This is a genomic window from Demequina lignilytica, assembly GCF_030418375.1.
Classification (GTDB): Bacteria; Actinomycetota; Actinomycetes; order Actinomycetales; family Demequinaceae; genus Demequina; species Demequina lignilytica.
Genome location: NZ_JAUHPZ010000001.1, coordinates 697167 through 709123 on the forward strand (window position 1 = coordinate 697167; position 11957 = coordinate 709123).

At 73.8% G+C, this 11957-nt stretch carries 13 protein-coding genes and 1 tRNA gene; all 14 read right to left on the reverse strand.

Features of this window, described 5'->3' with window-relative positions; translation table 11 throughout:
- Positions 1 to 27: 27 nt before the first annotated feature.
- A complete protein-coding gene (locus tag QQX13_RS03135) occupies positions 28 to 1713 on the reverse strand; it encodes an FAD-binding protein (RefSeq protein ID WP_301152478.1) in 1686 nt (561 codons plus the stop codon).
- A 123-nt stretch (positions 1714 to 1836) separates the two neighbouring features.
- A complete protein-coding gene (locus QQX13_RS03140) occupies positions 1837 to 2193 on the reverse strand; it encodes a GntR family transcriptional regulator (protein WP_301152479.1) in 357 nt (118 codons plus the stop codon).
- A complete protein-coding gene (locus QQX13_RS03145) occupies positions 2177 to 3178 on the reverse strand; it encodes an SdpI family protein (protein ID WP_301152481.1) in 1002 nt (333 codons plus the stop codon). Before QQX13_RS03145 ends, QQX13_RS03140 begins: the two co-directional genes overlap by 17 nt.
- 145 nt (positions 3179 to 3323) lie before the next feature.
- Positions 3324 to 4136, reverse strand: a complete 813-nt coding sequence (locus QQX13_RS03150; RefSeq protein ID WP_301120541.1) for an SDR family oxidoreductase — start codon at positions 4134 to 4136, stop codon at positions 3324 to 3326.
- Positions 4137 to 4168: 32 nt separating this feature from the next.
- Positions 4169 to 5725 (reverse strand): succinic semialdehyde dehydrogenase, encoded by a 1557-nt coding sequence (locus QQX13_RS03155; protein WP_301120128.1) that lies wholly within the window; start codon positions 5723 to 5725, stop codon positions 4169 to 4171.
- A 70-nt stretch (positions 5726 to 5795) separates the two neighbouring features.
- The gene (locus QQX13_RS03160; protein WP_301120127.1) at positions 5796 to 6227 is read right to left on the reverse strand and encodes a hypothetical protein; all 432 of its coding nucleotides are present in this window, start codon (positions 6225 to 6227) and stop codon (positions 5796 to 5798) included.
- A gap of 113 nt (positions 6228 to 6340) precedes the next feature.
- Positions 6341 to 6413 (reverse strand) — tRNA-Ala (locus tag QQX13_RS03165).
- A 66-nt stretch (positions 6414 to 6479) separates the two neighbouring features.
- The gene (locus tag QQX13_RS03170; RefSeq protein ID WP_301120126.1) at positions 6480 to 7085 is read right to left on the reverse strand and encodes a histidine phosphatase family protein; all 606 of its coding nucleotides are present in this window, start codon (positions 7083 to 7085) and stop codon (positions 6480 to 6482) included.
- Positions 7082 to 7696: a histidine phosphatase family protein gene (locus tag QQX13_RS03175; protein WP_301120125.1), complete on the reverse strand. Its 615-nt coding sequence runs from the start codon at positions 7694 to 7696 to the stop codon at positions 7082 to 7084. The genes QQX13_RS03170 and QQX13_RS03175 overlap by 4 nt, the downstream gene beginning before the upstream one ends.
- A complete protein-coding gene (gene rsfS / locus QQX13_RS03180; RefSeq protein WP_301120124.1) occupies positions 7693 to 8055 on the reverse strand; it encodes a ribosome silencing factor in 363 nt (120 codons plus the stop codon). The genes QQX13_RS03175 and rsfS overlap by 4 nt, the downstream gene beginning before the upstream one ends.
- Positions 8055 to 9851 carry a hypothetical protein gene (locus QQX13_RS03185; protein ID WP_301152483.1) on the reverse strand — a complete coding sequence of 599 codons (1797 nt, stop codon included), beginning with the start codon at positions 9849 to 9851 and terminating at the stop codon, positions 8055 to 8057. Before QQX13_RS03185 ends, rsfS begins: the two co-directional genes overlap by 1 nt.
- Positions 9844 to 10434 carry a nicotinate-nucleotide adenylyltransferase gene (gene nadD, locus QQX13_RS03190; RefSeq protein ID WP_301120122.1) on the reverse strand — a complete coding sequence of 197 codons (591 nt, stop codon included), beginning with the start codon at positions 10432 to 10434 and terminating at the stop codon, positions 9844 to 9846. The genes QQX13_RS03185 and nadD overlap by 8 nt, the downstream gene beginning before the upstream one ends.
- Before the next feature lie 4 nt (positions 10435 to 10438).
- The gene (locus QQX13_RS03195; RefSeq protein WP_301120121.1) at positions 10439 to 10585 is read right to left on the reverse strand and encodes a hypothetical protein; all 147 of its coding nucleotides are present in this window, start codon (positions 10583 to 10585) and stop codon (positions 10439 to 10441) included.
- Positions 10586 to 10639: 54 nt separating this feature from the next.
- A complete protein-coding gene (locus QQX13_RS03200; RefSeq protein ID WP_301120120.1) occupies positions 10640 to 11926 on the reverse strand; it encodes a glutamate-5-semialdehyde dehydrogenase in 1287 nt (428 codons plus the stop codon).
- Between the last annotated feature and the right edge of the window lie 31 nt (positions 11927 to 11957).

Consider the following 11957-nt stretch of genomic DNA (forward strand, 5'->3'; position numbering starts at 1 on the left):
ACCCGACCGGGACCCGCGCGCCCCGCGTCAGACCCCGGCGGCGTCGGCGGGCGCGGCCTGCCGGAGCCGCGAGGCGGCGTGCCGTCCAGCGATGTGCCCGAACACGAGCGCAGGGCCGAGCGTCGAGCCCGCGCCGGGGTACGTCCGCCCCACGACGGCCGCGGAGCAGTTCCCGGCGGCGTAGAGGCCGCCGACCACCTCGCCCGCCGTGTCGAGCACACGGGCGTGCTCGTCCGTGAGCAGGCCGCCCTTGGTGCCCAGGTCGCCGAGGATGATCTTGATCGCGACGAACGGCCCGCGGGCGATCTCGCCCAGGTTGGGGTTCGGGCCGTGGGACGGGTCGCCGTAGTAGTTGTCGTAGGCGTCCCGGCCGCGGCCGAAGTCGCGGTCGACCCCCTCGCGCGCGAAGGCGTTGAAGCGCTGGATCGTGGCCCTGAAGGCGTCCTTCGGGACCTCCATGCGCTCCGCGAGCTCCTCGAGGGTGTCGGCCTCGACGGCCCCGCCCTCGGCGAACAGGTCCTTCCTCCCGACCAGGAACGCGTTGTTGAGATAACGCCGGCGGTGGCGGACGTCGAGGATCATCCACGAGTGGTTGGTCCGCTCGAGCCCGCGCTCGATCATGGCGTGGCCGAAGTCGACGTAGCTGGTGGACTCGTTGACGTAGCGCTCGCCGTCCTGATCGACCACGATCGTGAACGGCATCGAGCGCTCCGAGACGATGAAGGTCGCCCCGTGCTCGCCCGCGGGCACCACCGACGGACCCCACCACGCATCGTCCATGAGCGCGACGTCCGCGCCGTGCCGCATGCCGATCTCGATCGCGGTCCCCTTGTTCGCGGGGTTGCCGGAGGAGTGCTCCTGGTCGAGTCCCTGGTACTCCTGGCGCCACGCGGCGTTGTGGTCGAACCCTCCCGCGCCCAGATGAACACCGGCCCGGGTGCGGATGCGGCGCTCGCCGTCCGGTCCGCCCACCACGGCGCCGACCACCTGCCCGTCCTCGACCACCAGGTCCGTCAGCGGCGTGTCGAGCCGCACCTCGGTGCCCTGCTCGAACCTCGCGATCCACATGAGTCGGGCGGCGAGCGACATGCCGAGCCCCGACAGCCGCTTGCCCGTCACCAGGCCGCCGAGGGTGCGCAGCACGAGGCGCGCGCCGCCCACCATGCCCGAGAACGTCGACCAGGCGCGCGCGAGCAGGTAGGTGTCGCCGGCGAACAGCGGGATGGGCGGCAGCGCGTTGCGGGCGTGGTCCCACCAGTCGCCGAGCCGTCGCGTGTCGAACGGGGCCGGCTCGACCGTCCGGCCGCCCGCGATCCCGCCCGGCAGGTCCGGGTAGTAGTCGGGGTACTTCTTCGCCGTCTGCCACACCATGCCGTGGCCTTCGAGCCAGGCGTGGACCACCGGGGCGGTGCGGACGAACGCCTGACGCCGCGGGAGGGACGATGCGGGGCCGACCTCCTCCGGCGTCCCCACGCAGGCGTCGAGGTAGGTCAGGACCTTGTCCTCGGAGTCGTCGACGCCGATCTCCTTCATCCCGGGGTGGTTCGGCAGCCAGCAGCCGCCGCCGCTCATCGCGGTGGACCCTCCCCATTCGCTCGAGCCCTCGACCACGAGGACCTCCAGGCCCTCGTCCTTCGCCGCGATCGCCGCCGACATCGCCGCCGCACCGGTGCCGACCACGAGCAGGTCGACCTCCTCATCCCACCTCGTCATGCCCACTCCCCTGGAGACTCGATCCGGACAACCCTGTCCGGAGGTGACTCGCATCCTACCGGACATCACTGTCCGGATCGATGTCCCGGCGCGGTCGCCCCCCAGGCGGCTCCGCAGCCGGCGTCAGGACTCCTGAGCGGCCGCCCGCACCAGGGCGGCGAGCGCCTCGGGTCCGACGCCGAGCTCGCGGGCGCGGGCGGCGAGCGCCTGCGCGTCGGCGCGGAGGTCGGCGAGCGAGGCCGCGGCGGCACCGATGACGGCGCCGCGGCCTCGGCGCATCTCCACCAGGCCCTCGTCGCGGAGCATCTGGTACGCCTTGAGGACCGTGTGGAGGTTCACGTCGAGCGACTCCGCGACCTCCCGCGCGGACGGCAGCCGATCCCCCTCGACCAGTGCGCCGGTGGCGGCATCCGCGCGGATGGACGCCGCGATCTGGTCGTACAGCGGCGCGCCCGCGGCCGGGTCAATCCTGAGCAGCACGAGCGTCCTCCGCGACGGCGGCGAGCACCGCGGCGGCACCCTCGGCATCGTCCAGCGTCACCACGAAGCGACGCCCGTTCACCCGCGTGACCTCCAGCGCGGTGCCCGATCGCAGCACCACGGCCGTCGCCCCCGGCACGGACCGGATCCCGAAGCCGCCGTACTGGCTCAGCCCCTTGACCTCGGTGACGGCGACGCCGGCGACGTCGGACGCCGGGACCCCCATCCGCACCAGCCCGGCGGCGGAGCGCACGGTGAGACCTGAGGCGTCGACGCGCACGCGGAACACCGTCAGCGTCGCGACCAGCGTGCCGATGAGCACCGCGGTGCCCGCCAGGATCCACGCGGCGACTGGATCCGAGGTCAGGCCGATGACGAGCGCGAGCACGCCCAGCAGGACCGTCGCACCGAGCAGGGCGCCCAGCGGGAGGGGCGCCATCTCCGCGCGGCCGAACCACATGGTCCGCTCGCCCGGCCGGCGCTCGAGCGGCGCGACGGGCGTGGCCTCCGCGGGCGCGGCGGCGTGGCGGGGCTGGAGCAGCCAGCCCGCCCCGCCGACCGCGAGACCGATCGGAACCGCCACCGCCACGACCGGGAGCACGGATCCGGCGTCCGCGGCGTCCTCGAGGCCGCGCTGCAGCACGAGCGACCCGGTGAGGATGACCGCGAGGAAGGCGCTCAGCCCGACCGCCATCGCGATCAGGAGGCGCAGCACGAAGCCGCGCTCGCCCGCGCGGATCGGCGGCACCGCGATCGCCGACATGAGCAGCGGGAGGCCGCCGGCGAGCAGCGCCGTCATCAGCGGCACGGTCCATGCCGGCGCGAAGCCGTCGACCCCGGACGGCCCCCAATGGGTCGCGACCGGGTCGGGCAGGTCCCCGAGCATGAGCAGCTGGACGACGACCGCGGTCGCGGCGACGGCGACCGGCGCGATCACTCCGACCGCGATCGCGCGGGACACGGCCGTGTCATGGGGGACGGACATGAAAACCTCCGAAGTTGTTATAGAAGAACTATAACACTAGGGAGTCGCTGGCGCGACGCCACCGTTCGCGAGCACGGCACCACCCCCACGATGCTCCGCACGGTTCCGCGCGCGACACTCCGGCTCGGCGCGTCGCCCCGCGCCCTCACCTCGGCGTGTCGGAGCCCGATCCGTGCGGAGCATCGGCGGGACGGCCCGTGAACTCGTCCATCGACCGGTTCACCCCGAACGCGTCGACCACCGCGTCGAAGGCGCGCACGGGCAGCGCGCGCACCACGGGGAGCACCCGCACCAGCGGAGGCATCACGATCTGCTCGCGACCCCGTTCGATGCCGTCGATCACGCGCTCGGCGACGCGCTCCGGACGCAGGATCGGCAGCAGCGCCGGCACGCGCGTCCGGACCCCGGCGAACATGCCCGTGTCGATGTAGTACGGGCACACCACCAACGTCCTCACCTGCGACCCCTGGGCGCGGAGCTCCGCCCGCAGCGACTCGGTGAACCCGACGGCCGCCCACTTCGACCCCGCGTAGTCCGTCTGCCGCGCGACACCGACCAGCCCCGCGGCGGACGCGACGGTCACCACGGTGCCGCGATTCCGGGCGAGCATGCCCGGCAGGAAGGCGCGCGCGATCCAGTAGGGGGCGAGCGCGTTGACGCGGAACGTGCGCTCGATCCCCTCCTCGCTCGCCTCGAGCAGAGGGGCGCCGGTCACGACACCCGCGTTGCTGATGACCACGTCGACGTCGCCGGCGGCGCGCGCGGAGGCGGCCACCTCGTCATGCCGGGACACGTCCACCGCGGCGGACGATGCGCGACCGCCTCGCGCGTCGATCTCGCCCGCCACCCGGGCACCGGCGGCCTCGTCGAGGTCCCAGACGATCACCTCGGCACCGCGGCGGGCGCCCTCGAGCGCCATCAGGCGGCCGATCCCGGACCCGCCGCCCGTGATCAGCATCCGGGCGCCGGCGAGCGGCAGGCCGCCGGCCCTCACGGACGCACCTTCGTCAGCGCGGCGAGCGCCCGTGTCATGACCTCGGCGTAGCGGCGATCCGACCAGCCCGGTGGAGGCGCGACCGGCAGCCCGCGCTGAGTCGCGACCGCCTGCGACTCGGTATGCTTGTGCAGCCCGTGGATCCCGTGGCGGCGGCCCAGCCCGGAGTCCTTGATCCCGCCCATCGGCGCGTCCGTGGACCCCCACACGGCGGCGTACCCCTCGTTGACGTTGACGGTGCCCGCCTCGAGCAGCGGCGCCACCCGGGCGCCGTGCCTCCGCGACCACACCGCCGCGTTGAGGCCGTAGCCCCCGGCGTTGGCGGACGCGATCAGCTCGGCCTCCGACGCGCCGCGGGAGATCGACACCACGGGCCCGAACGTCTCCTCCTGCGCGACCCTCATCTCCGCGGTGACGTCCGTCAGGACCGTCGGCTCGACGAACGCCGGGCCCAGGTCCGGCCGCGCCCGGCCGCCCGCGAGGACCGTCGCGCCCCGGGCCACCGCATCGTCCACGTGCGCCATGACCGCCGCGACGCGCGCGGGCGACGCGAGTGAGCCCATGCCGGGACCCCACCCGAGGCCGCCCGCGATCGTCATCTCGGTCACGCGTGCGACGAACGCCTCGACGAACGCGTCGTGCACCGCGTCGGCCACGTGGATGCGCTCGATCGAGACGCACAGCTGGCCGGAGTTGGAGAAGCAGGCGCGCACCGCGCCCGCCGCGGCCCGGGCGACGTCGGCATCCTCGAGCACCACCATCGAGTTCTTGCCGCCGAGCTCCATCGAGCAGCCGATGAGCCGCTCCCCGCAGCGCGCCGCGAGCTTGCGACCGGTCGCGGTGGATCCGGTGAACTGGAGCTGGTCGACCGCGTCGACCAGGGTCGGCCCGATGTCGCGTCCGGCGCCGGGGACCACCTGCATCAGGCCGTCGGGCAGTCCCGCGTCACGCAGCAGCTCGAGCCCGGCGAGCGCCGTCAGCGGCGTCAGCGAGTCGGGCTTGAGCACCACGGCGTTGCCGGCCAGCAGCGCCGGGAGCGCGTCGGACACCACGAGCGTGAGCGGGTAGTTCCAGGGCGTGATGATCCCCACCACCCCCACCGGGAGGCGATGCTCGATCGCGGAGGTGAGCACCGGCATGAGGCCGCGCCGCCGCCTCGACCGGAGCGCGCGCGGGGCCGTGCGCGCGTAGTAGGCGGCGTTGAGGATGACGTCGCCGACCTCCTCGAACGCGCTCAGCCGGTTCTTGCCGGTCTCGAGCTGGATCAGATCCATGAGGGAGTCTCGACGGTCGCGTGCGAGCACCGCGACCCGCCGGGCGATGGCGGCACGTTCGCGCAGCGGGGTCGCGTCCCACGCGCGTCGGGCGCCGCGCGCCCGCTCCACGGAGGCGAGGACGTCCTCACGCGTGGCCGTCGGCAGCTCGCCGAGCAGCGTGCCGTCCCACGGGCAGGTCGAGGCGAGGGGTTCACCCCCGCCGGTCGCGAGCGCGGCGAGGGACGATGCGCGGGCCGGGTCGAGCGCCGCGGCCGGCAGGGAGGACGTCGTCGTCATGCCACGCACTCTAGGTGACACCCGGTGCACGGTCGCGCTCACGCCACGCGGCACCGCCCGACCACGCGGCTCAGGACGGGCCGTACGCCCGCGCCGCCATCTCCGTCACCACGGCCAGGTCGAGGTCCTCGAGCCGCCTGAAGGTCACGACCGCCGAGCCGACCTTCACCCGGCCGAGGCGCTCCGCGTAGCGGTGTGCGAGGTAGGCGCCGTCGGCGACCGCGTTCACGTACAGGCTGACGTGGTTCTTCTGCTCGGCGAGGCCGATGAGGAACCAGTCGACGTCGGCGCCCCGGGGCCGCGGCTGCCGGATGTCCCCGTAGCCGACGATCGCCTGATCCGTGCCGCCCCAGAAGACTCCCCGCCACAGCGTGCGCGGCGCGCCGGGCATGCCCGCACGCAGCGCGGCGTCGACCGCCTGCAGGGTGCCTGCGCGAGGGCTCGCCGCGAGGAAGGCGTCCACGTCGTCCGCGGTGCGCCGGACCGAGCCGTCACCGGCCATGTCGCGCCTCCCTCGCTCCCCGGCATCGTCGCACGGCAGGCCCGGCCTCGGGGGGAAACACGAAGGGCCGCCCCTGAGGGCGGCCCTTCGATCAGTGCTGTCTCAACACTTCGTGGAGCTGAGGGGACTCGAACCCCTGACCCCCTGCATGCCATGCAGGTGCGCTACCAGCTGCGCCACAGCCCCGTGATCCTCGCGGATCCCGTGCTCCTGAGAGCAAGAGAGATAGTAGCCCAGATTCGGGCGCAGGTGTTAATCGGCGGCCGCGGCCGAGAGCCCGTAGCGTGCGAGCGACCAGCCGCCGTGGGCGGTCGCGAGGACGTTCCAATGGGCGTGGGGCAGCTTGCCCAGCGTGGTCGCATGCGCGTCCAGCCCGAGCAGCGCGAGCGAGCCCAGCATGATGGCGCTGCCGTGGCTCACGACCACCACCAGTCGTGCACCGTCGCAGGCCTCGGCAAGCGCCTCGGAGACGCGCGCGGAGACCTCGGCGGCCACGTCCCAGCCCGCGATCTGCGGGTCCTCGCCGCGCAGGCGGCGCTCGTAGTCGCGCGGCCAGCGGAGCTTGACCTCGTCCCAGGTGAGACCCTCCCACTCGCCGTAGGACCGCTGGCGGAGGCGACGGTCGACCGTGACGGGGACGGGCACGAGCGCACCGACGGCGGCCGCGGTGTCGCGCGCGCGCGACAGCGGCGAGGTGACGATCCGGTCGGGCACGCCGTACCCGTCGACGATCGCGCGGGCGGCGGCCGCCGCCTGGTTCCGGCCGTGCTCGCCGAGCGGCACGTCGAGGGACCCCTGCAGGCGCCCCTCCGCGTTGTACTCGGTCTGCCCGTGCCGGAGCAGCACCAGGACGGTCACGCGGTCACCGCCGGCGCCCCGACGTTGTGACGCTCGAGCGACCAGCCACCCGCCGGCGAGGCCACGAGGCGTGACCACGCGGCGTTCTCGAGGTTCCCCAGCGTGCGTCCGTGCAGCGGCAACCCGAGGAGCGCGAGCAGCAGCATGCGGCCCGACGAGCCGTGCGCCACCAGCACCAGGTCGCCGTCCACGCGGGCCGTCCACTCGTGCGCGGCCGCGGTCATCCGCGCGGCGACCGTGGCGTGGTTCTCGTACCCCTCGAAGTCCGGCTCGAGACCGGCGCTCCACGCCGCGTGGTCGTCCGGGAAGCGCTCCTTGCGCTCCGTCGCCAGGAGCCCCTCCCAGGGCCCGTAGCGGCGCTCCCCCAGCCGCGCGTCCTGATGCAGCGACGCATCGGTGTCGCCGATGATGATGCGCGCGGTCTCGACGGCCCGGCCGAGAGTCGAGGACACGAACGTGGGGCGAGGCCCCAGCGCGGGCCACAGGGACGATGCCGCGGCTCGCGCCTGCGCGCGGCCCGTCCCGTTGAGCGGGATGTCGGAGGAGCCCTGCAGCCGTCCCGCCAGGTTCCAGTCCGTCTGGCCGTGACGGACGACGAAGATCCGGGTCACTCGCCCGTCTCGACGGGGATCACGGGACAGTCCTTCCACAGCCGCTCGAGCTCGTAGTAGGACCGCTCCTCCTCGTGCATGACGTGCACGATCACGTCGTTGAAATCGAGCAGAGCCCAGCGTCCCTCGCGGACGCCCTCCCGCCGCACCGCGTCTGCGCCGTGCTTGGCGAGCTCCTCCTCGATGGCCTCGGCCACGGCGGCCACGAGCCGCTCGTTGGACGCCGAGGCGATGAGGAAGGCGTCCGCGAGCGGCAGATGCGAGGACACGTCGAGCGCCACGATCCCCTCCGCCTTCTTGGCGTCGGCCGCGCGCGCGGCGGCCTGCACCAGCTCGAGGGTGCGCTCGGTCGCCGCCATCAGGCGTTCCCCGTCAGGTTCCACACGAGCACGCCGAGCAGGAACGCCGCCGCGGCGATCACCGCGAGGTGCTGCCAGCCGAAGCCGTGGCCGCCCTCCTCGTGCTCCTCCGGCAGCGCACGCCGCGGCACCTCGATGCCGCCGGTGAGCGCCGGGATGTCGGTGCCGGTGGGCTCGTCGCCGACCTGCCCGACCGGGGCGGTGCCGGCCGACGACGTGGTCGACGCGTAGCCGTGCATGATCTTGGTGAAGTCGGGGATCGGGATGTCCTGCGACGGGGCGTAGTCGGCAACCTCACGAGGCTGCGCGACGGCGAGCGGGTGGTTCGCCCACAGGGACGGCGCCGCCGCTGCTGCCGTCTGAACCTCGCCGCTAGAGGGCATCCCCGCGGGCCGGAGCGCCGGGGGCGCCATCGGAGCGGGCGCCTGCGCCTCGGGCTGAGCCTTCGGCTCCGGCTCCGTCTCGGCCTCCGGCCCCGGCTGCGACTGCGGCTGCATCTCGGGCGCGGCGATCGGCGGCATCGGCTGCGTCGGCTGCTCGGAGATCGGGACGCCCCCACGCTGCGGCAGGGCGGTCGTCGGGTCGATCTCGTCGGCGCGCGCGGGCATCTCGGGCGCGTAGGGCACGCCGGCGTCGTCGGGCTCGGTGGCGCCCTCGGGAGGCAGCACGGGAGCGAAGAACGATGCGGTGGTGGGCTCGGGCTCGGGCTCGGGCTCGGGCTCAGGCTCGGAGGCCACGACCTCAGACTCGGGCTGCGGTTCCGGCTCCGGCGCCGCCACCGCCTCCGGCTCGGGCTCGGGCGCCGCCACGGCCTCAGGCTCAGGCTGCGGCTCGGGCTGTCGCGCCTGCTGGGCGCGGGTGATGCCCGCCATGGCGGCCGCGGTGAGTCGGCGGATCTCCTCGGCGGGGTCCTCGCCGGCGGGCGCGGCCGGCGCTGGCGTGCCGGACGGCGGGGTGATGCTCTCCCCGCGCTCGAGCCGCTCCTGCAGACGCCTCGCCTGGAGCGAGCCCGGCGGGAACAGGTGCCGGTACTGCTCGGGGATGGCGTCGGTCGCCGGGGCCTGCTCGGCGGGGGCCTCGGCGATCTCCGGCTCGGGCTCGAGCACCTGCGTCGGCGCCTCGGTGATGTCGACAGGCTCGGGCTCGGGCTCGGGCTCGGGCTCGACGCTCTCCGCCAGAACCTCGGGCTCCGGCTCCGCCACGACCTCAGGCTCCGGCTCCGGCTCGGGCTCGGGCTCGGGCTCGGGCTCGACGCTCTCCGCCACAACCTCAGGCTCAGGCTCGGGCTCCGGCTCAGGCTCGGGCTCGGGCTCGGGCTCGGGCTCGACGCTCTCCGCCATAACCTCGGGCTCCGGCTCAGGCTCGGGCTGCGGCTCCGCCACGACCTCAGGCTCCGGCTCCTCCGCGACCTCAGGCTCCGGCTCGGGCTCGGGCCTGAACATCGACCGGGCGCGGTCGACCATCTGCTCGGGCTCGGCGGGCTCCGCAGCCGGCTGCTCCGCCCGCTCCTCGGCGCGACGGCGCTCCACCATCTCCTGCGCGGCGAGCAGGTCGGGCGTCATCGTCGGGAGCTGACCGGTCGCGATCAGCTCCTCCTCGGCGGTCCACGTCTCGAGGGGGCTGTCCTGCCGCTCGATCTCGCGACGCTGGCGACGCGTCAGCGGGGTGCCGTCGGGGTTGGTGAAGGTCGACGGGTCGGCGCGCGGGATCGGCGTCGTCGGCTCGTCGGGAGCGGCCGCCCTGGCCTCGGCCTCACGACGCGCGCGGCGCGACAGGGGCCGGCCCTGGTCAGTCATCTATTCCTCCGTCGTAGAGCCCGTTCGCAGCGATGTAGTCGGCCACCCCGTGCGGGACCAGGTAGCGGATCGTCCTGCCCGCCCGGACCCGCCGACGCACATCGGTCGAGGATATCGCCAGGGCGGGCGCCTCGACCAGGATATGTGGCCTATCCGACTGATCCAACGCATGACCCGGGCGCGTCACTCCCACAAAGGTCGCGGACTCGAGCAGTTTGTCCGCATCCTTCCATTCGTCGAGCCGCGCGAGGGCGTCGGCGCCCGTGATGAAGAACAGCTCGGCGTCGGGATGGAGGGCGTGGAGGTCGGCGAGGGTGTCCACCGTGTAGGTCACTCCCCCGCGGTCCAGGTCGACCGTCGAGACCCCCAGCCGCGGGTCGCCGGACGCCGCGAGCTCGCACATCGCGAGACGATGCGCGGAGGGCGCCGCGGGCTCGTCCACCTTGAAGGGCTGAGCGGCGGTCGGCACCAGGAGCACGCGGTCGAGGCCCAGCCGGTCGCACACCTCGGACGCTGCCGCCAGGTGCCCCAGGTGCACCGGGTCGAACGTTCCTCCGAGGACTCCGATGCGCTCGCCCGTCACGGCGTCAGTGGCGGGTGCCGACGCTCCGGAAGGCGAAGGTGACGAACAACAGCCCCATCAGCGCGGTGAAGGCCAGCAGGCCGAACGCGGGCGCGGGGATGGGCAGCTCGTTCACCACATGCGACGTGGTCTCGACAGCCTCGGTGATCATGGGGGGACTCCTTCCGTCTGACGCGATTATGGCATCACTCGGCGCGCTCGGACGTCAGGGGCGGATGTGCCCGTCGCCGTAGACCACCCAGGTGGTCGTCGTGAGCTCGCCGAGGCCCATGGGGCCGCGGGCGTGGAGCTTCTGGGTCGAGATGCCGATCTCGGCGCCGAGGCCGAACTCGCCACCGTCGGTGAACCGCGTCGACGCGTTCACCATCACCGCGGCGGAGTCGATGCGTGCCACGAAGGACTGCGCCGCGTCGATGTCGCTCGTGACGATCGCCTCTGTGTGGCCCGTCGAGTAGCGGCCGATGTGCTGGATCGCCTCGTCCATGTCCGTCACGACGCGCACCGCGAGGTCGAGCGAGAGGTACTCGGTCGCCCAGTCGTCCTCGGTGGCCGCGACGGTCGGGACGCCGTCGGGCGCGAACCCGGCCGCCGCCTCGTCCACGTGCAGGGTGACGCCCGCCTCATGCAGCGCCCCGAGCACCGCCGGCAGCAGCGACGGGGCGGCGTCCCGGTGCACCAGCAGCGTCTCCGCAGCGTTGCACACGCCCACGCGGTGGGTCTTGGAGTTGAGCACGATCGGCACCGCGCGCTCGAGGGGCGCGGACGCGTCGAGGTACACGTGGCAGTTGCCCTCGCCGGTCTCGATGGCGGGGACGGTCGACTCCCGGACCACGGCCTGGATGAGGCTCCGGCCCCCGCGCGGCACCAGCACGTCCACGAGCCCGCGGGCGTTCATGAGCACCCGCGCGCCCTCACGGCCGTAGGCGTCGATCGACTGCACGGCGTCCTTCGGCAGGCCGACGCCCTCGAGCGCCTCCTGGAGCACGGCGACGATCACCTCGTTGGAGCTGGCGGCGGCAGAGCCGCCCCGCAGCACCGCGGCGTTGCCCGACTTGAGCGCGAGGCCGGCGGCGTCGACGGTCACGTTCGGCCGCGCCTCGTAGATCATGCCGACCACACCCATGGGAACCGACTTCTGCACCAGGCGCAGGCCGTTGGGCAGGGTCGAGCCGCGACGGATCTCGCCGACCGGGTCGGGCAGGGTGGCGACGTAGCGCAGCGCCTCGGCGATCTTCGCGATGCGGTCGGCGTCCAGGGCAAGCCGGTCGAGCAGTCCGGGCGACATGTCGTTCGCGCGGCCGCGCTCGAGGTCGAGGGCGTTCGCCTCGACGATGCGCGGGGCGTGGGCCACGAGCGCGTCCGCCATGGCGTGGAGCGCGTCGTTCTTGACGGTGGTCGTGGCGGTCGCGAGCGCCCTGGAGGCCAGCTTGGCTCGGCGGCAGGCCTCGAGGACGGCGGACTCGATGTCGGTGGGGGTCGCGGTCTCGGTCATGGCATCCGATTCTAGGTGCCAGGCGGGTGCC